Source organism: Geothrix fuzhouensis, assembly GCF_024609325.1.
GTDB classification, from domain to species: Bacteria; Acidobacteriota; Holophagae; order Holophagales; family Holophagaceae; genus Geothrix; species Geothrix fuzhouensis.
In genome coordinates this window covers 176,741-197,922 of sequence record NZ_JANHMQ010000005.1, presented here as the reverse complement: position 1 = coordinate 197,922, position 21,182 = coordinate 176,741, and the positions used below count along the sequence as shown (strand labels likewise).

The following is a 21,182-nucleotide window of genomic DNA, read 5'->3' as shown; positions in this document are numbered from 1 at the left end:
CGAGTATGCCCGAGGCCCGCGTTCCCGGTCCGCGCAACCGGCGGCTCAGAACTTGGGATGGGACCCGGATACTGCGTGGTAGCTGCCAGACACCGCGCGAGCGCTGCCGGACACCATGAAGGGAATCTCACGCCGAACCTGGGCCGTGGCCTCCTGCTGCTCTCGGGTGGTCACGCGATCCTTGAAGGCCTTGAGGGCGAGGACCAGCAGCACCCCGAGACCCATGAGCGAGATCGTCTCGTGGCCAGGAAGGGCCGTGGCGTGCAGCATGGGCAGCGCGGCGATGGTCAGCAGAATCGGCGTGGCGAACCAGGACCGCCCCTTCATCCGGTCCATCATCCAGTGGTGGAGGTGGCTGCGATCCGCCTCTCCCAGGGGCCGATGCTTCCAGTACCGGACGCTCACCACCAGACAGACATCCACGATGGGATAAGCGAACACCCAGAGCATCAGGTTGGGATCCCGGAGGGCGAAGGCCTCCACGCCTAGGACGGCGAAGAAGGTGCCCATCATGAGGGCACCGCAGTCACCCATGAAGTGGCGGGCCTTGGGGAAGTTCAGCGCCAGAACCGCCACCAGGCCACCCCAGAGCAGGGTCGGCTGCCCGCCGAGGTTCCAGCCCAGCACGCCCAGCAGCAGGGCCGCGTAGCCCATGGACAGGCCGTTGATCCCATCGATGAGGTTGTAGGCCTGGGGCAAGGCCCAGAACCACAGCATGAGCACCGGGGCAAGCAGCACGGGGTGGCTGGGCAGGCTCAGGCCGAGGAAGGACACGTACTCCACTGCGCGGCCCAGGGAGAGCGCGACGTGGAGGGCGAGCAGCACCGCCACTGCCAAGCCCGCCACGGCCTTGTACCGCGGCCGCAGGTCGAATCGGTCATCCAGGAGACCCGTGAAGGCCATGAAGTGGACCGCGGCCCAGTCGGGGAGATCCATGTGGAAGGGCATCCGGCCGGTGGCCTGGGTCGCGATGAGCATCAGCCACAACACCATGCCTGCAGTCCGGGCCGTGGGGCGCGCATGCTTCTTCCGGGAAGTGTCCGGATGGTCCATCCAACCCAAGGGGGCCACCCAGCGGATCAAGGCCGCGGAGAGCACAAGCCCCGCCGCGCCTCCGATGGCAGCTTCAATCCAGGTGGGTGTCACATCGTCCTCAGCAGGAGGCGTATCTAAAGGGTTGGATCCACCCGGGCAGCTCCGGGTTGAGAGGTTTCACGTATGCAATTTTTGCACGATCGAACACCAAGGCAAAGTGAAAGCCTGTGACGCACCTCTACAAACTCGCCCTCACGCCGGCCCGGTCAAGGGATCTGCAAACATGAATCAGCCGGTCTCCGCCCATGCCCTTTTTCAATGGCACCAAGGAAGGGCTCCGCTAGACGTCAAGGTCCCGAAGACTCTTTAGCCACCGATTTTAGCGTTTTCAGCGATTCCCACCCCGACTCAGCATGGATTCCATGGAGGTGGCAGGATCGCGTCTCACATTCCTTCGAAATGCCAAAAGATTTTTTAGCCACTGATTTCAGTGATTTCAGTGATTAAAAGCGAATCCAGATCCCAGCGCAGCATGGACTCATGGGGGGTGGCAGGGCCGCGCCTCTCTGGGAGCGCGGACCTGCCACCCCTCATGACTTCCGGCGCAGCCGGAAGCCGCCTTTGGCGGGCCCATGCGAGAAGCTTCCTAGGCCCAATCACCGTCATCACCGTCATCACCGTCATCACTGTCATCAGCGGCAAAAAGGTCCTTTTCAGTTGCCAACCACCAATCGCCGGACCTGCAGGCTCCGCCCGAAGTTGAAAAGCAGGCAGATGGGTTTTCCACTGGCTTTGAGGTAGTTGAGGCTTTGGGCCACGTAGGCGTCCTGGAGCCCTGCTACGGCCTTGAGTTCCACAAGAACTTGACCATTAACCAGCAGGTCCACCTGGAATTCGCCGACCAGCACACCGTCGTAATGAACCTCCAGTCCGTGCTGTTGGACCACGTCCAACCCGGCTTTGCGCAGCTCATGCACCAGTGCGTTCTCGTAGACCTTTTCCAGGAACCCATGCCCCAGGACATTGGCCACCCGGAGCGCACAGCCGATGACCCGCTCCGTCAGAGGATCGTTCTCCTGCATCACTTGTCTCCAGAATGGGAATGGAAAGACAGGTTAGCCGGTGATTCCAAGGGCCAAAGCCCAAAAGCTTTTCAGCCACTGATTTCAGTGATTCCAGTGATTAAAAGCGATTCCCGTCCCGAGCGCAGCATGGGCTCCATGGGGGGTGGCAGGGCCGCGCCTCTTGGGGAGCGCGGCCCTGCCACCCCCCATGACTTCCGGCGCGGCCGGAAGCCGCCTTCGGCGGGCCCATGCGGGAAGCATCCGAGGCCCAATCACCGTAATCACTGTAATCGGTGGCCAAAAAAGCCTTTCGCCGAAAGCCATCCGAGACGCTCGCTATTTAGGCGATCTCAGGTGTTCTGCCCCGCCACATTGGCCGAAGGGGTCAGGAGCACGTTATCGATGAGGCGGGTGCTGCCCACGTAGGCGGCCACGCACAGGGCGGCCGCGCGGTCCACGGGGCCCTGCAGGGATTCCAGGTTCTGGGTGTCCACCAGGTCGAGGTACTGGATGGAATCCGCCCCCGTCATGAGCGCCCGGGCCAGGGCCACCAGCTTGGCGGGATCCCGCTCACCCTCGTCGAAGGCGGCCTTGGCGGCCAGCAGGCCCTGGCTGAGGGTGAGGGCCCGGTGCCGGGCATCCTCGTCCAGGTATGTGTTGCGGCTGCTCATGGCCAAGCCGTCCTGCTCGCGGACGGTGGGCACCACCACCACATCCACGGGTAGGTTCAGGTCGCGGGCCATGCGGCGGATCACCACAGTCTGCTGGAAATCCTTCTGGCCGAAGAAGGCCAGATCCGGCTGGACGATGCTGAAGAGCTTGGCCACCACCGTGGCGACGCCGCGGAAGTGTCCGGGCCGGTAGCGCCCGCAAAGGGTATCGGCCAAGTGGCCGGGTTCCACATGGGTTTGGAAGCCCGTGGGGTAGATCTCCGCGACCTCGGGCATGAACAGCACCGTGGCCCCGGTCTCCAGGCAGATGTTCTGGTCCCGCTCCAGGTCCCGGGGATAGTTGGCCAGGTCCTCGCCGGGGCCGAACTGGTTCGGGTTCACGAAAATCGAAACTACCGTGGCGTCGCACCGGGCAGCGCTTTGGCGGATGAGGGCCCCGTGGCCCTCGTGCAGGAAGCCCATGGTGGGGACAAACCCGATGCGCTTGCCCTCGTCCCGCAAAGGTCTCAAGAGGGCTCGTAAATCGGCGATGGTGCGGACAACTCGCATGGACAAAAGCGGGATCCTTCAGAAAGCGCCTGTCAGATTACCGAGGGCGCGATCAGGGGTGCCACTGGGTCAGAACCGGACGAACAGCTTCTGGAAGGGTATAGGATTCCCGGCCATCGGGGAACCCTCCCGAGCGCACATCCTCGGCCCAGAGGGCCAGGGCGTCTCGCAGCTCTTGGAATCCTTCGGCATAGCGACGCACGAATTTCGGGGAAGTGCCTGGCAGCAGGCCCAGCACATCGTGGATGACCAGCACCTGGCCCGCGCACTGGGGACCGGCGCCGATGCCGATGGTGGGGATCTCGATGGTTTCGGTGACCTTGGCCGCCAGATCGGCGGGAATGCCCTCCAGCACCAGGCTGAAGCAGCCGGCGTCCTGGAGCTTCTGGGCGTCCTCCAGCAGGCGCAGGGCCTCATTCTTGTGCTTGCCCTGCACCTTGAAGCCGCCCATGGGGTTCACGCTCTGGGGGGTGAGGCCCAGGTGACCCATGACGGGGATCTCTGCGTCAATGAGGGCGTGGATCATGGGCAGGCGCTTGGCCCCGCCCTCCAGTTTCACGGCCTGGGCGCCCCGCTGGAGGAACCCCCCAGCATTGCGCAGGGTGTCCTCCACGCTGAGGTGGAAGCTCAGGTAGGGCATGTCGGCCACCAGCAGGGCCGTGGGCTGGGTGCGGGCCACGGCCTCCAGGTGGTGGTTCATCATGGCCATGCTGACCGGCAGGGTGTTCTCGAACCCCAGGCATACGTTCCCCACGCTGTCGCCCACGAGGATGATGTCCACCCCCGCCGCGTCCGCGATGTGGGCGGTCACGGCATCGTAGGCCGTGGTCATCACAAGCTTCCGGCCCGCATGGTGCCAGGCGTGCAGCTGGGGAAGGGTGACGCGGGTGCGCGCGTCCGCAGGCAAATGGCTCATGGGGTCTCCGCTGGAAGGTCGAAGCCGTGGGCCTCCATGTAACCACCAAAAAGCCGGAACAGGATGGACAGGATTCCCGGGGAGGGCCGGGAAACTTCCATGGCAAAGCTTTCAGCCACCGATTTCAGTGATTTCGGTAATGAAAGGCGATGCCTGCCCCAGCGCAGCGTGGGCTTCATGGGCGGTGCCAGGGTCGCGCCCGTTTGGGGGTGCGCGGCCCTGGCACCGCCCATGACTTCCGGCGCAGCCGGAAGCCGCCTACGGCGGGCCCAGGCGGGAAGAATCCGAGACGCAATCACTGTCATCACTGTAATCGGTGGCAAAAAACGCCTTTCCCCAAGGCCAGGCAGGCCCTCCCGGCCTGGCTCATGACTCATCCCTTTTTGCCCAGGTCTACAACCCGCCTCCCCGGCCTGTGCCCTGTGTCACTTAGTCTCGAATTGTGAATCCCCGGCCCCGGATGAGAAGATGTAGGGCTCCGATGAAACTGGCCCTTTGCGCGTACCTGACCGATAGGAATGGAATGTCCGAGATTGTCCTACTCCACCCATCCTCCCTGTCAGGGGCTCCGGCCCCCCGCAGGCGCCTCTCGGTCCTCTCCGTCCTGGGGCTGACCCTCCTCCTGGGCGCCTGCCGTGCCCCGGGAATGAAGTTCAATACCCAGGCCTATGACAAGGAAACCCACACTCAGGTGAACGGCCAGGACGTCACCCTGCATCCCCTGAACCCCGAGACCCTCAAGATCTACGGGGCCCGCCCGGCCTCCACGGAGGTCAAGGAACTCCTGGCCACCAAGCCACAGCCCTACCGCATCGGTCCCCAGGACATCCTCATGGTCACCGTCTGGGATCACCCGGAGCTGACCCTGCCTCTGGGCCAGTACCGCACCGACGCCGCCACGGGCATGGTGGTGAACGACTCCGGCTACATGTTCTATCCCTACATCGGCCGGGTGAAGATGGCCGGCCTGACCGTCGAAGACGCCCGCGACGCCCTCACCACCAAGCTGGACGACGTGCTCCAGCGGCCCCAGGTGGACCTCAAGGTCCTCGCCTACCGATCCCAGAAGGTCTTCGTCAGCGGCGAGGTCCGCAACCCAGCCGTCTACAACATTACCGACATCCCCTTTACCCTGACCGAGGCCATCAACCGCGCCGGGGGCTTTCTGCCCACAGCCGACGAAAGCCACGTCCTGGTCTCCCGCGGGGATAAGACCTGGTCCCTCGACTTCCTCCAGTTGCTGACCCGGGGCAACCGCATCGGCCAGATCCTGCTCCAGGACGGGGACTCGGTGCATGTCCAGAACCGCGACGAGGAGCCGGTCTACCTCCTGGGCGAGCTGCGCAACCCCCGCTCTGTGCCCACCTACCACGGCAAGCTGTCCCTGGCCCAGGCCATCTCCGATGCCGGCGGCATCAACAGCACCACGGCCGAGGCCCGGTCCATCTATGTGTTCCGGCGGGGCAAGGCCGAAAACGCGGTGGACGTGTTCCACCTGGACGCCTACAACCCCGTGGCCATGGTGCTGGCCGACCGCTTCGCCCTTCAGCCCCGCGACCTGGTCTATGTGGATGCCGGCCCCCTGGTACGCTGGAACCGCGTGGTGAGCCTCATCGTGCCCACGGTCTCCGCCCTCACCTCCACCGCCTCCGAAGTCAAGTACCTCAGCCAGTAGCCCATGCTGACCGTCATCCGCCGCATCCTCGTTCTGTGCGAGGGCAACCACTGCCGCAGCCCGCTGGCAGAGGCCCTGCTGCGGAAGGCCATCGGCCACCACATCGAGGTGCGGTCCGCGGGGCTCCGGGCCCTGGTGGGAGAACCCGCCCACGAGGAGACCCGGCGCCTGGGCGCCGAGCTGGGGCTCGACCTTGAACCCCACCGCGGGCGCCAGCTCAGCCTCGACCTGATCCTGGAATCCGACCTCATCCTGGTGATGGATCAGGCCCAGAAGCAGGCCTGCGAAGCCCTGGTCCCCAGCTTCCGGGGCCGGGTCTTCCTGCTGGGCCACTGGCTGGCTCCCGCGGGACAGGCCCCCACCAGCGCAGCGCTCGCCGGCCAGGCCATCGCCGATCCCATCAGCGGCGGCCCCGCAGCCCACTGGGCGGCCTGCGACCACATCCAGGGTGCCATCCAGAGCTGGCTGCCCCGTCTCGCCCCAAGGAACCCATGAGCCCCACCGATCAGTCCTCCGATCCTGTCGCCTGGGATCTCCGCGAACCCGAAGGGGGGGGCCAGACTTCCCTGGGCGAACACATCGCCACCTTGTGGGAAGGCCGCTACCTCATCCTGGGCGCCACCCTGCTGGCACTCCTGCTAGGCGGATACTACGCCTGGCGCAAGAGCCCCGTCTACCAGGTGGATGCCATGCTCCAGGTGGAGGACAAGAAGGGCGGCAAGGGCGGCCCCGGCATGGAGGCCCTGTCCAGCCTGCTGGACCAGCCCACCGTCGCCCAGGCCGAGATCGAGATCCTGAAGAGCAACCTGGTGCTGGGCCGCACCGTGGAGGCCCAGGCCCTGGACATCGTGGCCCAGCCCACCTTCAACCCCCTGGTGGGTGATGCCCTGGTGCGCCGCCGGGCCGATGCCCCCAGCCTGCGCATCGAGCGCTTCGAGCTGCCCACGCCCCTGCGGGGCACGCACTTCCGCCTCATCGCCGAGGCGAACGGCACCTTCCGCTGGGAGGATCCTGACGGCCAGGTGCTGGCCACGGGCCACGAAGGCGAAGAACTCAAGGCCGTCTGGCAGGGCCAGCCCCTGGTCCTCCAGGTGCGGCACCTGGTGGCCCCGCCGGGCCAGCGGTTCAGCCTCACCCGCCAGCCCTTCCTCCAGGCCATCGAAGACCTCCGCCAGGGTTTGCAGGTGGCCGAGAAGGGTAGGCAGACCAACATCCTGGGCCTGAGCTTCGAGCATCGCAGCCCCGACCGCGGGGCCGAGATCCTCAACGAGATCGTCGCCCAGTACGTGCGCCAGAACATCGAACGCAAGGCCGAGGAAGCCTCCAAGACCCTGGCCTTCCTCCAGGAGCAGCTGCCCCAGCTCAAGGCCAAGCTGGAGGCCGCCGAGAACCAGCTGAACCAGTATCGCATGCAGGCCGGCTCCGTGGACCTGCCCGAGGAGGCCAAGCTGGTGCTCAAGCAGAGCGTGGATCTGGAAAGCCAGATGCTGGCGCTCAAGCAGAAGAAGCAGGAACTGCTGCGCACCTACAAGCAGCGCGCCGACGTGGTGGAAAACCTCGACGACCAGCTCACCAAGCTGAGCGCCGAAGCCCGCCAGATCGATGGTCGGGTGCGCGGCCTGCCCCGCACCCAGCAGGAGTTGGTGCGGCTCATGCGCGACGTCCAGGTCGACACGGACATGTACACCGCCCTGCTCAACAATGCCCAGCAGCTGCAGGTGGCCAAAGCCGGCGAGATCGGCAACGCCCGCATCGTGGACAGCGCCATGCCCAGCCTGAAGCCCGTCAGGCCCCAGAAAAATACCATTATCACGCTAGCCGCACTGGGGGGAATGATTGTCGGTATCGGTCTGATCGGGCTCCGTCGAGTCCTGCACCGGGGCGTGGAGGATCCTCGCCTGATTGAAAGCCGCCTGGGCCTGCCCGTGGTGGTGACCGTGCCCCACAGCGACCAGCAGGCGGCCATCCACAAGGCCATGGAACGCCGGGAGGGGGGTCTGCACCTCCTAGCCCAGGCCCATCCCGACGATCTGGCTGTGGAAAGCCTGCGCAGCCTGCGTACCAGCCTCCACTTCACCATGATGGACGCGAAGAATCCCGTCGTGTTGATCACGGGCCCCGCCCCCACCATCGGCAAGACCTTCCTGAGCGCCAACTTCGCCGCCCTGCTGGCCCAGTCCGGCACCCGGGTGCTGGTGGTGGATGGCGACCTGCGCAAGGGCCTCCTCCACCGGCCCTTCGGCCTGCTGGAACGAGGTGAGGGCCTTTCCGAGATTCTGTCCGGAAAGGCAGACTGGAAGGCGGTGTTGCATCCGGAGGTAGTCCCGGGCCTCGACCTCATCACCACCGGCACCCTGCCCCCCAACCCGGCCGAGCTGCTAATGACCAGCCGCCTGCCCGACTTCCTCCAGCAGGTCTCCGCGGCCTACGACCTGATACTCATCGATGCTGCCCCCGTTCTGGCCGTCACCGACCCCGTCATCCTGGCGAAGAACGTGGGCACCGTCCTCCTCATAGCCAAGGCTCGGGCCCACTCCCTGGAGGAACTCCAGATTGCCCTCCAGCGCTTTGAAAGCGGTGGAGTTAAGGTTAACGGCTGCATCTTCAACGATGTGACTGCTATCAAGGTGGGCTATCAGTACTACCGGTATGCGTATCACTACACATATAAAAATCAGGGTAAGGACAAGCCATGACTCGCACCATCGCTATCATTGGTTTGGGCTATGTGGGCTTGCCTTTGGCCGTCGAGTTCGGGAAGCACTTCCCGACTATTGGATTCGATCATTCTGAGGACAAAGTTACCGCCCTCAAGGGCGGGGCAGACCCCACAGGCGAGGTCAACCCCGACAGCATGAATGCGGCGATTCACCTCCGTTACACCACGGATCCCCAGGCGCTCCGACAAGCGGATTTCATCATTGTAGCGGTCCCCACACCAGTAGATGCGGCCCACCAGCCCGACTTTAACCCGTTGGTACGAAGTTCCGAGACCATCGGCAGAAATCTCAAACCCGGCGCCATCGTGGTATTTGAATCCACCGTGTACCCTGGGGCTACCGAGGATATTTGTATCCCAATCATTGAGAAGAATTCTGGTCTTCAGTGGCGACGCGACTTCTGGGTGGGTTACAGCCCCGAACGTATCAATCCTGGGGACAAGGAACGGACGCTGACCAAGATCATGAAAGTCGTCTCGGGCGACACCCCGGAAACGCTCCAAATAGTTCAGGAGGTTTATGACAGCATCATTACCGCAGGCGTCTACCCCGTAAGTAGCATCAAAGTGGCAGAAGCGTGCAAGGTCATCGAGAACACCCAGCGGGATCTGAACATCGCTTTGATGAATGAACTAGCCATCCTATTCCATCAAATGGGCATCGATACCCTGGAAGTGCTGAAGGCGGCGGGAACCAAGTGGAACTTCCTCAACTTCCGGCCGGGCCTGGTGGGAGGCCATTGTATCGGGGTAGATCCTTACTACCTCACCCACAAGGCCGAAATGCTGGGTTATCACCCCCACGTGATCCTGGCGGGCCGCTACATTAATGACAGCATGGGAGCCTTCATCGCTCAGCAGACCGTCAAGAACATCATCCAGGCTGGCGGCGCAGTTAAGGGTAGCCAAGTGGTAGTGCTGGGGCTGACCTTCAAGGAGAATTGCCCAGATCTTAGGAACAGCAAAGTCGCCGATGTCGTCAGGGAACTGACAGAATTTGGATGCCAGGTGGCGGTCCATGATCCCCTAGCCGGATCGATCGAAGCCAAAGAGGAATACGGCATTTCCCTCGTGCCGTGGGAGGAACTCCCTCGCCAGGCCGATGCCTTGGTCATTGCCGTCAGTCACCAGCAATATTTAGCCATGGGAATGGACGACTTATTAGCAATGCTTAAGCCTGGCGGCGTCTTCATAGATGTAAAATCTGCTTTTGAATCAAATATAATTAAAAAACGTGGATTTAAACTTTGGAGATTATAAAAAAACCAAAAAATGTCGTATCTAATTCCATATGCTTATAAAATAAGAGTTAGATCGCATATTTTATAAATTCTAATTGGCGACCCTCCATTGCTAAAAAGATTTAATTCGTGGCAATAATATAAAATTCTCAGTCAATGAATTAAGATCAATAATATATTTATGAAAAGGATGTTTTTTGGATCGTGAAAACCTCACGGCTCGAATAGAGGGAGCCAGCATACGAAGAGGGCTGATATCAGGCGGTATCTTTATGGCCGTGGCCCGGGCAATGGCCTTGGTGGTGCAGATCGCTGTGGGTATTATGCTTGCTCGTTACCTCTCGCCCAAGGAATTCGGCTTATTTGGGATGGTGTCCACCCTGACTGGCTTCATCATCATTTTTAAGGAACTTGGCCTCTCCTACGCCACCATCCAGATGCAGGAAGTCAGCTACGAACAACTCAACGTCCTTTTCTGGATCAACGCCTTCGTTGGCCTTGCCCTGACCCTGGTCGCCGCAGTCTCCGCTTGGCCTGTAGCTGCACTCTATAAAACCCCCCAAGTCATCCCCTTGACGCTGACTATGTCTACTGTCTTTTTCCTGAGTGGCATCTCAGTTCAGCACGCCGCGATTCTCAAGCGGAAGATGCTGTTCAACAAGGTGGCAGTGGCCGAGACAGCCAGCGCAATCCTTGGGGCACTTGCCGGGCTATTCTTGGTCTTCCGCGGGGCGGGCGTATGGGCCCTTGTTGCAATGCAGGTTGTAAAAGGGGGGGCTTACAATCTCCTCATCTGGGGTTATCTCCCCTGGTTACCAACTCGACCCCACGGTACCGCAGGGATTCGCGCGATGGTCGCCTTTGGCGGAAACATCATGGCCTTTGACTTCGTAAACTACTTCTCGAAGAATGTAGACAATATCCTGATTGGAAGATTATACGGTGCTGTAATACTCGGTTTCTACAGCAAAGCTCTTGAGCTTATCACCCTCCCTATTACTATGATCCGTGGGCCGCTGACTGCTGTTTGCATCCCGGCCCTAAGTGCCCTCCAGGAAGATCTACCACGGTTCAGACGATATTTTGTCACCATCACTCAAATCAACGCGTTGTTATGTGTACCGAGCATGTTGTGGTTAGCCCTCGGTGCTGACTTTCTGGTGCCGTCGCTGCTGGGGAATCAATGGGCTGAAGCCATTCCGTATTTCCGCCTGTTTGCAGTTGCAGGGATTTTTCAGTCCACAGTAGGGATTTTGGGAACCTTGCTGATCGCTTCTGGAAAAAGCCGACGTTATTTCGTATGGGGTTTATGGCACGGTGCGTTCATGGTGTTGTCTTATTGCACCATATTTTTTACAACTCCACTTACGATGGTAAAAATATTTGTTTTCGCAAATGTAGCGATTTTCGCCCCATCTGCATTTTATTGCGCATCTGGTTCGCCGATTCGCGGAGAGGACTTTCTTATGGCTCACCTCCTGCCCTTGGGACTCGGCATCGTATCGCTCGGCGTTTGGTTTACTGCAGGAATCTTGGTGGCTGAATTATCAGGAATCATTGCTTTTGTAATTAGAAGTATTACGTTTTTCGCAGTAACTGGAGGATGGCTTATCTTCCATAGAAAAAATTATTCCCCTTTTTTGCGGTTAACGGTTAGACAGTGATTTAATAAGCATAGAGTTGATTAGGGAGGAGGTAGTTGTTTTATGTTTAAAGTTTTAACGAGGTTGGTTCGTAAAGCAATTTGGGCAACTATTCTGCATCCCAAATTGCTCAAAATTCCAATAACCATCTTAGATCGCCTAATTATACCGCAGTGGCAAAAAGCGTGGGGACTCTATTGCCAATCTCAAGTCAAACGCATGGATCCTACTAGTCGATTTTTAGGGAGAGTATGGGTCAATTATCCGGAAGGGTTGACAATCGGTCCCCATGTGCGAATCGGTCGAGGGTGTTTTCTCTTTTGTCTAGGAGGCTTGAAAATCGGAGATGGAAGCGTTCTCTCAAGGAACATCACCATATATACAGCTAATCACAACACAAGGGTGAACCATATTCCTTACGATAATTCATACATCCGCAAGAGTGTATCCATTGGTCAGGGAGTTTGGATCGGCATGGATGTAAGGATAACACCTGGTGTGACAATAGGTGATGGTGCCGTTATCGGGATGGGAACGGTTGTTTCTAGAGATATCCCAGAAGGGGCCATTGTCGTGGGATCACCTCAGCGAATTGTGGGAGAACGTGATAACAGTATGGTTCGACAAATGATTGAAAATCAGATGTTTTTTGCTGCAGAATGGCCTGATGCTTAGTTACGGCAATGTAAGATGAAATTACTCAATATTTTGTTTGAACGTGCAATATAATTGTTATTTATCTTGGGGGGTATGAATTTCCTAATGAATCCAGTGCTTTTCAATACTCCAGCGCCTATCTTCTTACCTTTGTTTGTGATGGGGGCTATGTTATGGGCCTTAGCGCGTCAGAGGCCTGGCGATTTATTGCACCCAGGGAAATTGATTGTTGGATTGTATTTTTTTATGTCATTAGCGAGTCTATTCTTTAGTGCGGATCTTGCTCCATCCTTTTCCATGAACGTGACCTGGGCCAGAATGTTCGGATATACAGCACTCCTTTGTATTACATTGATACCGATCTTTATTATTGACCGGCCAGATGGAAGGCGGGTTGTGGGTCATAAGCTCGTGCCGAGCCTTTTTCTATGGAGTAGTCCATTAATCTTATTTTCCTTTATCTATCTTATGCCTTTTGCTATCAGCGTCATTTATATTCAGGGTTTTGCTGCCACACGTTATAATTTAAATTCGCTCCATAAATCAGTGTTGCCTGAAACATTTTTCACCACCATGGCGGTTGCCACCTCATCTTATTACATCATATTCGCTTTGTTATTATTTGTGGCGCTGGTCCGAAAAATGGGAATGATTCGCATTATAATTGCAGCGGTTGGCGTCGGCCTAGTTTTTGTCCATGCCGCCGTTTTCGGGGCAAGGGATGGGGTTGTGTGGGCTGTCCCGGCACTTTTGCTCGGATTATGGGTGGTGTCCCCTGGACTCAGGCCCCGAACGCGCCACCGCGTAGCTGTCGCGATCATTTTATTGATCTCACTTGGAATTGTCTACATGTCCCTCGCCACAAAGGACCGGTTTGCAGATTCGACTGGGGGGTATGCCTCAGGAACAGTTGGCTATTTTGGTAGCCAGCCCTATGTTTTCTCGGAAACCGTAGACAAATTGACTTTATTTTACGGACCTGCCAATAGGTTTCCATTAGTAGCTCAATTTTACGGAGGACAGGAAGTAAGGAGAGTAGAGGTTTTCCAATGGTCCTTTGGAACATTCCTCACAGACTTTTACTCGGTGGCCGGTTGGCCCTCCGTCATATTGCTTTCCTTTGCCTTCACAATCATGACGACTGGGGGGCTACTTTGGTGTAAGCACAGAAGTGCGTTGGCATACACGCTTGCAGTAGCGATGTATTCTCAATTCATGATTCAGGGTGTTTTCTATTATCGCCTCGGCAATCTACCAGGCAACCTCTATCATATTTCCATCATAATTTTAATTTCCATGATTGCGATTTTCTTTCCCGACCGAAGCCCGGTCAGAAAATCGGCCCGTTGGCCAGGGGTGCCAGGGTCCCAACTGTGCCCGGACAAGCACACTAAAACGATCGGTGGTTGAATGAAGATTCTTTTTATTTCTTACGATGCCGTTTCTCTAGGCGCGTTCAGTATTCGAGTGCGAGCTCTCATATGTTCCCTCGCGAGGCGAGGGCACGAGATTACTCTCGTTACCGCTGTTAAAGTGGCGGAAACGGACGAAATCAATAAGTATTGTGTCCGATTGTTTTCCATTCCATCCCGCTTTCGGGAGGGCCCGGCACGAATTTATCACCGAATCGTCAGTTTGCCCGATCCCGCAGGCCCATGGGCGCGCGAAATTATAGAGGACCCGCGGATTCTTGGGCTAAAGGCGGACACGGATCTAATTTTCATATCGAGCCCCCCGCACGGAATTCAAGAGGCAGGCATGGTCCTCCACTCAAAATGGGGGACTCCTTATATCGCGGATCTAAGGGACGACTGGGTCGGAAACCACCGTACTCGGTTCCTTACACCGCTGCATAAGCATCGCGCTCGTGAACTTGAATTGCGGATGGTGCAAGAGGCCACACTTATACTCGCAAACACGCGACAGATGCGAGAACAGTTCATCGCTCGGCATCCAGCAGCAGGAGAGAAGGTTGTGGTTCTGACAAATGGCTTCAACGAGAGCGAATTCAATGGCCTAGCGTCTGACGGGTGCCGCTCCGTACGGGCCCGAGTGGGTTATGTTGGCTCGGGTTACGGAGGATTCGTTTCACGTGTGCTAAGTGGGATGGCTAGGCAATGGATATCTCAGAATCAACAGGCACAGTGGCAGATTTCTGCCTACATGGGTTCTGGCACCCCTTTCAGCGGCATTCCTTCCGAATTGCTGGGTCAATTCCCGTTTCTTACACCAATCGAAAGTGCCGCCAAGATGAATGAGTGCGATGTATTGCTCCTACTCATGCCTCCTGGCGAGAGGGTGCCTAGTCCTACTGTTCCGCTGAAAACCTATTCCTACCTGCGAACAGGCTTGCCTATCGTATATTGCGGAGAGCAGGGCGCTACTACTGAACTCCTTGAGAAATTTGAAGGCACCTTCTGCTTGCCACGGTGTGCCGGTGCCGAGCTAGCGGAGTTCTTTATAGCGAATCGTAACATGTGGACAAGGCGTTATCCGAGAAAGGACATTGCTCGATATAGTTTCGAGTCCCTCGGAATAGATCTAGAGCAACATCTCTGTGGTGTGCTTAATTGTCACCGAAAGTAAGTAAAGGTAGGTTATGAGGTCACGTCAGGGAGAGAGATGGCAACGCCGATAAAGGTACTCATTCTGAGCACAGAAATCACGGGCTATGCCCTCTCGGGCTGGGATAGTCTGGCCACCAGGGATGATATTGAACTGCGTGTGCTAACAGGTGGGGCAGGCCTCGCGGATAAAAATAACGCGTTTGAACCCGGGGATCCTCGGCCTTGGCTCACCCTCTTAGGGAAAGAGACGGCCGTGAATGCATCCCTCGTTCGGCAGGTCGCCAGCGACTTCGCTCCAGCGGTGATTTTTGTGAGTGGTTGGGGAAATCCCGCTTACACCCAGCTTGTCCACCAAAAACGAATTTATGGGTGCCAGATCGTTCTTTGCCTAGATACGACACTGCACAACCCGGTCCGCCAGATGTTGGGGCGCGTCCGCCTATGGAACTACCTTCGCCAAATCGATGCGTTCTTCGTGCCCGGCGAACGGGGGCGAGAATTTCTGCATCGATGGTGGCACATCCCACACATGAAAATACACAGCGGACTCTACCCTGCCGACGTTCCGAGATGGCATGCAGCCCACGTCAAGAGGGTAAATCTCCCAGGCTGGCCACGATCCTTCCAGTTCGTTGGGAGATACATTCCCGTGAAGGGGGTCCAAGAACTCATCGCAGGATACCGCTCCTACCGGGCGAAGGTTAGTGAGCCCATGGACTTTCGGTTTTGTGGGCAGGGAATTTTGGCCGAAGAGATCAGGGGAACGCAAGGCATGAGCGACCTTGGGTTTATCCAGCCCGAAAACATGGGTGAGACCATGGTCGATGCCGGGTGCTTTGTCCTGCCCAGCCGTTACGACCCTTGGGCTGTAGCCCTCGTGGAGGCTTGTGCGGCTGGGTTACCCCTGATTGCTGGCATCGGTTGCGGTGCATCCGCGGAGGTGCTGCGAGACAATTTTAACGGTGTGCTCCTCGGTGAATCTTCGAGCGAAGCCATCTCGATGGCGCTTCGGGCGATGCACGAACGGTATAGTGAATGGCCGGTAATGGGCGCACGTAGCGCGACCATGGCGTGCCCTTACGCGCCGGTACACTGGGCTGCCAATGTGGCAGGCTTGGTGCACAAGCTTGTGGATGATGCAAGATTAACCCCCCAAGTCTAAATGGAGGCAAGGTGAATTATCTACGGGACAGTGTCAAACGTGTCATGGTTACAGGTGGCGCAGGGTTTTTAGGCTCGCATCTCTGCGAAAGGTTGTTGACTGAAGGGCACGAAGTGCTTTGTGTGGACAACTTCTTCACCGGATCAAAACGCAATGTTGCCCACTTGGTTAAAAATCCAAACTTCGAGCTTCTCCGCCACGATGTGACCTTCCCTCTTTATGTAGAAGTAGATGAAATCTATAACTTAGCATGTCCAGCTTCACCAATTCATTACCAATTCGATCCCGTCCAGACGACAAAGACAAGTGTGCACGGGGCCATAAATATGTTGGGTTTAGCTAAACGAGTAAAGGCAAAAATTCTGCAAGCGTCAACCAGCGAAGTTTATGGGGACCCTGCCGTCCATCCTCAACAGGAAGAATACTGGGGCAATGTGAACCCTATCGGACCTCGGGCTTGCTATGACGAGGGGAAGCGGTGTGCCGAGACCTTATTTTTCGACTACCGGAGGCAGCACAATCTTTGTATCAAGGTGGCTAGAATTTTCAATACATACGGGCCGCGTATGCATCCTAATGACGGGCGTGTAGTCTCAAATTTCATAGTCCAGGCACTCCGCGGTGATCCAATTACGATCAGTGGTGATGGCGGTCAGACCCGTTCCTTTTGCTTCGTAGACGACCTGATCGATGGATTGATCCGACTCATGGGAACCCCCGACGCCTTCTGTGGTCCGGTGAATTTGGGGAATCCAGTGGAAACGACGATCGGTGAACTGGCCGAGAAGATCATCAAAATCACTGGGGGGGAATCGAAACTCTTGAGTGTACCAATGCCTGTGGATGATCCGAAGCGAAGAAAACCCGATATCACACAAGCACGGAAGGCCCTGAACTGGGTCCCAAAAGTAAATCTAGATGAAGGGCTCGCGGCGACTGTGGAATATTTCAGGAGAACTCAAGTGGCCATGACTAAGGGTGGAGCATGATCTGCCACAAGTACTTATTCAACTTCGCAGCCTCCTATATGGGGGGGGGGCGTAAACGCCTTGAGGAGTACGCTAGATGGTTTGACCGCCGAGGCGGAGCGTGGTTCATCGTTCATCCAAATGCAATCTCGCTGCGCGACGAATACCCAAATAATCGATACTTCTTTGTCCAACAATCCAAATTCGGCAGGTTTTTTCATGACTGCGCCTACCTGAGAGGTATCCTCAGAGAAATCGGCATACCAGAACTCTATTACTCATACGGGATCCCTATCTATGGGCGAGTAGGCCTCCTCAATTGGTTTCATGTCAGCAACGTGCTGCCCTTTTCCTGGCGGGGCATCCCGCTTTCAGCGGCCGATCGCCTGAAATTCTACTTCCTTGGCGGCTTGATACGGCGCAATCTGCGCCACGCAGATATCATCTCAGCAGAGTCACTTAGCTCTCTAGGGCTCATACCCAGCGAGTATGAGGAGAAATTGATCCTCTCCGTCAACGGGAGTGATGATGAACTTGCCCATTTATCCGGAGGAACATGCGGCCCGACGGAAAGTACGGCAGTAGTCCTTGGGACATACAGTTACAAGGCACTCGAGGATTGCTATCGAATTTTCCAGATGTTGCGCGAGCGGGATCCTGACCTAGGTCTCCTAGTTATTGGCGATAAGGCCGGAGTCCCTACGGTAATAAGCCGAGACCCCTGTACAATGGAATTGGGGCTGCTCCCACGTTCAGAGGTAATCTCATGCCTGCGAAAAACCAAGTACTATATTTCTGCCACAAGAATTGAAAATTCCTATAATGCAGCCGCCGAAGGTATTTTCCTAGCGGAAGAATCATACATTTCATATATCGGTCCTCATCGCGAGCTATTGAATGAGGAGTCTTTCGACATTGTTAGGATTGATGCGGTCAAGACTCCATTCTTGCATGTCAAGCGTACAAATCTTTCAGGCAAGAACCTGAAATCATGGGACGAGGTGGTAGCGGAAATGGTTCATGAGATGGAACAGCGGATGCAGAAGAAAGGTCCTGATTAAATGTTACGCTGATTTGCCCCATCATCAGAAAATAATTGGTGATTGGTTCGAGCGCCGATCGATTCTTGTCCGCTAGCGTATTGAGGTAATGCTTATGGGCCTATTGCATTTGACCACATTTGTGTGGAACCACCCCCTGAACACTGGTGGGAGGCTGAAGGCCTTAGGCCGCGTGGTCCGCTGGCAGTTGGCTTCGCGGGTGATGGTGGGCCCCATCGCCCTTCCTTTTGCGGATGAGACTTCTCTGTTCGCAACGCATGGCATGACGGGGGCTACGGGCAACTGGTACTGCGGGCTGCACGAGGTACGAGACATGGCATTCGTGCTGCACCTACTGCGGCCCGAGGATCATTTCCTGGATGTTGGCGCGAATGTTGGAAGCTACACGGTCCTAGCCGGAGGTGCGGTCGGGGCCCGCGTGACGGCGGTAGAGCCCATTCCTGAAACATATGCTCACCTTGAGCGGAACATCGCACTGAATGGTATTTCTGGCCGAGTTCGCGCATGTCAAGTCGGCTTGTCAGATGCTCCTGGAACATTGCGTTTCACGAAAGATTTAGACACTGTGAACCATATTCTTACATTAGGAGAAGATCATCCAGCAATTGAGGTTCCCGTTCAAACCTTAGACAAGCTTGTTAGCCAGGATGTCCCGGTACTCATCAAGATTGATGTCGAAGGGCATGAACGATCGGTGCTTTTGGGTGCAAGCAGCACATTGGACGACCCGCGGCTGCTTGCAGTCGTGATGGAGACAAATGGGAGTGGTACCCGGTATGGCATCGAAGATTCAGAACTTGTTTCCTTGATGCTAGACCATGGCTTTTCAGCCTATGGCTATGACCCGTTCCACCGCCAGCTTGTGGATACTTCGCTAACCGATGGCAACACCGTATTCGTCCGGGACCCTGCGGTAGTCGCGGCGCGGGTTCGTGCATCGAAGCGGTATCGGTTGGTCAATGGAACAATCTAGGGACATTCTGAAACGGGGGGTTGTGCCGAATGATTTAATTCCCATAGCCATCACCGGTGCTGAGGGCTTTCTCGGCTGGCATTTGCGTTGCCATTTCAAACACGCCACAGGTCTTGCTTCAACGCCGGTATTCCAAACGGACTTTGTGTCTTCTGAATCCCTGGAGCAGGCGACCGGCTCCCCTTCGGTGGTCCTTCATTTGGCGGGCATGAACCGTGGCCCCGAGTCCGAGGTCTATGAGACCAACATTGAGTTGGCCCGAAAGCTCACGGCTGCGCTGGATCTTCAGGGTATCGCCCCCACGATCCTTTTCGCCAATTCCATCCACGCCCTCGGCGATACCGCCTTCGGCCGTTCCAAGCGCGAAGCGTCGAAGATCTTGGAGAACTGGGCCAAGTCCCGGGGCGCCCGCTACGTGGATGTGATCCTGCCACACCTGTTCGGGGAAGGCGGAAGGCCCTTCTACAACAGCGGCTTCGCCACCTTCTGTCATCAGCTGGCCAAGGGCGAGGCACCGCAGATCATCCAGGACGGCCAGCTGGAGCTGATCCACGCCCAGCGGGTGGCGGCGAGGTTTCTGGAGTTGGCGTTGGATGGCACCACCTCTGGGCAGGTTCGTGTGGAGGGGGCGCCCATGCGGGTGTCAGAGGCCCTCGGCCGACTTAGGTCTTTGCATGAAACCTATCAAGCGGGCATCATCCCCGACCTTTCCGATCTCCTGGACCTGGACTTCTTCAATACCTACCGGTCGTACCTGTATCCAGAACACTATCCGGTGCGCATGAAGCTCCACACGGATGCCCGGGGTGGCCTCTTCGAAGCCGTGAAGTCCCAGCACGGGGGGCAGGCCTTCCTGTCCACCACGCACCCGGGCATCACGCGCGGGCGGCACTACCACCACCACAAGGTGGAGCGGTTCCTGGTGGTGGACGGCGAAGCGGAGATCCGCATCCGGCGCCTGTTTGACGACGAGGTGAAGGTGTTCCGGGTCAATGGCGCTGAGCCCAGCTATGTGGACATGCCGACCTTCCACACGCACGAGATCACCAACGTGGGCGACCGCGACTTGCTGACCCTCTTCTGGAGCCACGAGATCTTCGACCCCGCTCATCCCGACACCTATCCCGAGCCGGTTATTCTGAACCCATGAGTCGATTGCGCGTCCTCACCGTGGTTGGAACCCGCCCGGAGATCATCCGGCTATCCCGGGTGATCGCCCGGCTGGAGCAGGATTTCGATCATCGCCTGGCCCACACGGGGCAGAACTATGATTTCGAGCTGAACCAGGTCTTCTTCGACGATTTGGCTCTGCGGAAGCCCGATTACTTCCTCGAAGCGGTGGGCGGCTCGCTGGCCGAAACCATCGGCAACATCATCGCCCGCATCGACCCCGTGCTGGAGGCCTTCCAGCCGGATGCCCTGCTGGTGCTGGGGGACACCAACAGCTGTCTATCCGTGATCCCCGCCAAGCGCCGCAAGATCCCCATCTTCCACATGGAGGCTGGGAACCGCTGCTTCGATGCCCGGGTACCCGAAGAGACCAACCGCAAAATCGTGGACCACACCGCGGACATCAACCTGCCCTACAGCACCCTGGCCCGGGAGAACCTGCTGCGCGAGGGCCTGCCGCCGGACCGCATCATCAAGACCGGCAGCCCCATGTACGAGGTACTGCACCACGCCATGCCCCGCATCGAGGCCTCGGACATCCTGGCCCGCCTTGCCCTGACTTCCGGTGGGTACTACGTGGTGAGCTGCCACCGGGAGGAGAATGTGGACGCGGAGGCAAACCTCCGGCGCTTTGTCGAAACACTCAACCAGCTGGCCGCCACCCGGAAGCGGCGGATCATCGTGTCCACCCACCCCCGCACCCGGGCACGACTGGATGCGTTGGGCCTCGGGTTGGATCCCTTGGTGGAGCTTCTGAAACCGCTAGGTTTCCTGGACTACATCAGGCTCCAGATGTCAGCGGCGGCTGTCCTGTCCGACAGCGGCACCATCACGGAGGAAGCCTCCATCCTGGACCTGCCGGCCCTCAACCTCCGGGAAGCTCACGAGCGGCCCGAAGGCATGGAGGAAGGCGCCGTGATGATGACGGGCCTGGCCTGGGACCGGGTGGATCAGGGCCTGGCCCTGCTGGAATCAGGCCGCCGAGAGGGCCGGCAAACCCGTCTCGTGGCGGACTATGACGCGCCCCACGTGAGCCAGACCGTGGCCCGGGTGATCCTCAGCTATACGGACTACGTGAACCGTGTGGTGTGGCGCCGGTACTGAAGGCAGC

Annotated in this window: 19 protein-coding genes; 14 read left to right on the top strand and 5 right to left on the bottom strand. The window is 57.8% G+C overall.

The window, feature by feature from the left end; translation table 11 throughout:
- Positions 1-45: 45 nt before the first annotated feature.
- The 5 genes from NOV74_RS15175 to NOV74_RS15155 form a co-directional block, all read right to left on the bottom strand.
- Positions 46-1,146: a glycosyltransferase family 4 protein gene (locus NOV74_RS15175; protein ID WP_257314252.1), complete on the bottom strand. Its 1,101-nt coding sequence runs from the start codon at positions 1,144-1,146 to the stop codon at positions 46-48.
- 602 nt (positions 1,147-1,748) lie between these two features.
- Entirely contained in the window at positions 1,749-2,117 is a 369-nt protein-coding gene (locus NOV74_RS15170; protein ID WP_257314250.1) for a GxxExxY protein, read from the bottom strand.
- Between the two features lie 332 nt (positions 2,118-2,449).
- Positions 2,450-3,319: a pantoate--beta-alanine ligase gene (gene panC, locus NOV74_RS15165; protein ID WP_257314247.1), complete on the bottom strand. Its 870-nt coding sequence runs from the start codon at positions 3,317-3,319 to the stop codon at positions 2,450-2,452.
- 52 nt (positions 3,320-3,371) lie between these two features.
- On the bottom strand, positions 3,372-4,235 hold the full coding sequence (gene panB / locus NOV74_RS15160; protein ID WP_257314243.1) for a 3-methyl-2-oxobutanoate hydroxymethyltransferase: 864 nt from the start codon (positions 4,233-4,235) through the stop codon (positions 3,372-3,374).
- The gene (locus NOV74_RS15155) at positions 4,232-4,414 is read right to left on the bottom strand and encodes a hypothetical protein (protein ID WP_257314240.1); all 183 of its coding nucleotides are present in this window, start codon (positions 4,412-4,414) and stop codon (positions 4,232-4,234) included. The genes panB and NOV74_RS15155 overlap by 4 nt, the downstream gene beginning before the upstream one ends.
- 344 nt (positions 4,415-4,758) lie before the next feature.
- Here NOV74_RS15155 and NOV74_RS15150 point away from each other — a divergent pair, with 344 nt between their 5' ends.
- From NOV74_RS15150 to wecB, 14 genes are all read left to right on the top strand, one after another.
- Positions 4,759-5,910: a polysaccharide biosynthesis/export family protein gene (locus tag NOV74_RS15150; RefSeq protein ID WP_257314239.1), complete on the top strand. Its 1,152-nt coding sequence runs from the start codon at positions 4,759-4,761 to the stop codon at positions 5,908-5,910.
- Positions 5,911-5,913: 3 nt separating this feature from the next.
- Positions 5,914-6,405, top strand: a complete 492-nt coding sequence (locus NOV74_RS15145) for a low molecular weight protein-tyrosine-phosphatase (RefSeq protein WP_257314236.1) — start codon at positions 5,914-5,916, stop codon at positions 6,403-6,405.
- The gene (locus tag NOV74_RS15140; protein ID WP_257314234.1) at positions 6,402-8,606 is read left to right on the top strand and encodes a polysaccharide biosynthesis tyrosine autokinase; all 2,205 of its coding nucleotides are present in this window, start codon (positions 6,402-6,404) and stop codon (positions 8,604-8,606) included. Before NOV74_RS15145 ends, NOV74_RS15140 begins: the two co-directional genes overlap by 4 nt.
- A complete protein-coding gene (locus tag NOV74_RS15135; RefSeq protein ID WP_257314233.1) occupies positions 8,603-9,889 on the top strand; it encodes a nucleotide sugar dehydrogenase in 1,287 nt (428 codons plus the stop codon). Before NOV74_RS15140 ends, NOV74_RS15135 begins: the two co-directional genes overlap by 4 nt.
- A gap of 178 nt (positions 9,890-10,067) precedes the next feature.
- Positions 10,068-11,534, top strand: coding sequence for a lipopolysaccharide biosynthesis protein (locus tag NOV74_RS15130; RefSeq protein WP_257314232.1), 1,467 nt, complete (start codon positions 10,068-10,070; stop codon positions 11,532-11,534).
- 42 nt (positions 11,535-11,576) lie between these two features.
- Positions 11,577-12,188, top strand: a complete 612-nt coding sequence (locus NOV74_RS15125; RefSeq protein WP_257314230.1) for an acyltransferase — start codon at positions 11,577-11,579, stop codon at positions 12,186-12,188.
- An 87-nt stretch (positions 12,189-12,275) separates the two neighbouring features.
- The gene (locus NOV74_RS15120) at positions 12,276-13,580 is read left to right on the top strand and encodes a hypothetical protein (protein ID WP_257314228.1); all 1,305 of its coding nucleotides are present in this window, start codon (positions 12,276-12,278) and stop codon (positions 13,578-13,580) included.
- On the top strand, positions 13,581-14,756 hold the full coding sequence (locus NOV74_RS15520) for a glycosyltransferase (protein ID WP_371748462.1): 1,176 nt from the start codon (positions 13,581-13,583) through the stop codon (positions 14,754-14,756).
- 36 nt (positions 14,757-14,792) lie between these two features.
- Entirely contained in the window at positions 14,793-15,899 is a 1,107-nt protein-coding gene (locus NOV74_RS15115) for a glycosyltransferase family 4 protein (protein WP_257314226.1), read from the top strand.
- A 44-nt stretch (positions 15,900-15,943) separates the two neighbouring features.
- On the top strand, positions 15,944-16,888 hold the full coding sequence (locus NOV74_RS15110) for a UDP-glucuronic acid decarboxylase family protein (RefSeq protein WP_306672539.1): 945 nt from the start codon (positions 15,944-15,946) through the stop codon (positions 16,886-16,888).
- The gene (locus NOV74_RS15105) at positions 16,885-17,928 is read left to right on the top strand and encodes a hypothetical protein (protein WP_257314222.1); all 1,044 of its coding nucleotides are present in this window, start codon (positions 16,885-16,887) and stop codon (positions 17,926-17,928) included. Before NOV74_RS15110 ends, NOV74_RS15105 begins: the two co-directional genes overlap by 4 nt.
- A gap of 313 nt (positions 17,929-18,241) precedes the next feature.
- Complete coding sequence (locus NOV74_RS15100) at positions 18,242-18,901, top strand: FkbM family methyltransferase (RefSeq protein WP_257314220.1); 660 nt, start codon at positions 18,242-18,244, stop codon at positions 18,899-18,901.
- Positions 18,888-20,051 carry a polysaccharide biosynthesis C-terminal domain-containing protein gene (locus NOV74_RS15095; protein WP_257314218.1) on the top strand — a complete coding sequence of 388 codons (1,164 nt, stop codon included), beginning with the start codon at positions 18,888-18,890 and terminating at the stop codon, positions 20,049-20,051. Before NOV74_RS15100 ends, NOV74_RS15095 begins: the two co-directional genes overlap by 14 nt.
- On the top strand, positions 20,048-21,175 hold the full coding sequence (gene wecB, locus NOV74_RS15090) for a non-hydrolyzing UDP-N-acetylglucosamine 2-epimerase (protein ID WP_257314215.1): 1,128 nt from the start codon (positions 20,048-20,050) through the stop codon (positions 21,173-21,175). The genes NOV74_RS15095 and wecB overlap by 4 nt, the downstream gene beginning before the upstream one ends.
- The last annotated feature ends 7 nt before the right edge of the window (positions 21,176-21,182 follow it).

Coding starts and splice junctions, on each gene's coding strand:
- NOV74_RS15125 (WP_257314230.1), top strand. CDS start 11,577: ATGTTTAAAGTTTTAACGAGGTTGGTTCGTAAAGCAATTTGGGCAACT.
- NOV74_RS15170 (WP_257314250.1), bottom strand. CDS start 2,117: ATGCAGGAGAACGATCCTCTGACGGAGCGGGTCATCGGCTGTGCGCTC.
- NOV74_RS15105 (WP_257314222.1), top strand. CDS start 16,885: ATGATCTGCCACAAGTACTTATTCAACTTCGCAGCCTCCTATATGGGG.
- wecB (WP_257314215.1), top strand. CDS start 20,048: ATGAGTCGATTGCGCGTCCTCACCGTGGTTGGAACCCGCCCGGAGATC.
- NOV74_RS15120 (WP_257314228.1), top strand. CDS start 12,276: ATGAATCCAGTGCTTTTCAATACTCCAGCGCCTATCTTCTTACCTTTG.
- NOV74_RS15140 (WP_257314234.1), top strand. CDS start 6,402: ATGAGCCCCACCGATCAGTCCTCCGATCCTGTCGCCTGGGATCTCCGC.
- NOV74_RS15115 (WP_257314226.1), top strand. CDS start 14,793: ATGGCAACGCCGATAAAGGTACTCATTCTGAGCACAGAAATCACGGGC.
- NOV74_RS15520 (WP_371748462.1), top strand. CDS start 13,581: ATGAAGATTCTTTTTATTTCTTACGATGCCGTTTCTCTAGGCGCGTTC.
- NOV74_RS15100 (WP_257314220.1), top strand. CDS start 18,242: ATGGCATTCGTGCTGCACCTACTGCGGCCCGAGGATCATTTCCTGGAT.
- NOV74_RS15150 (WP_257314239.1), top strand. CDS start 4,759: ATGTCCGAGATTGTCCTACTCCACCCATCCTCCCTGTCAGGGGCTCCG.
- panB (WP_257314243.1), bottom strand. CDS start 4,235: ATGAGCCATTTGCCTGCGGACGCGCGCACCCGCGTCACCCTTCCCCAG.
- NOV74_RS15135 (WP_257314233.1), top strand. CDS start 8,603: ATGACTCGCACCATCGCTATCATTGGTTTGGGCTATGTGGGCTTGCCT.
- NOV74_RS15145 (WP_257314236.1), top strand. CDS start 5,914: ATGCTGACCGTCATCCGCCGCATCCTCGTTCTGTGCGAGGGCAACCAC.
- panC (WP_257314247.1), bottom strand. CDS start 3,319: ATGCGAGTTGTCCGCACCATCGCCGATTTACGAGCCCTCTTGAGACCT.
- NOV74_RS15110 (WP_306672539.1), top strand. CDS start 15,944: ATGGTTACAGGTGGCGCAGGGTTTTTAGGCTCGCATCTCTGCGAAAGG.
- NOV74_RS15095 (WP_257314218.1), top strand. CDS start 18,888: ATGGAACAATCTAGGGACATTCTGAAACGGGGGGTTGTGCCGAATGAT.
- NOV74_RS15155 (WP_257314240.1), bottom strand. CDS start 4,414: ATGAAGCCCACGCTGCGCTGGGGCAGGCATCGCCTTTCATTACCGAAA.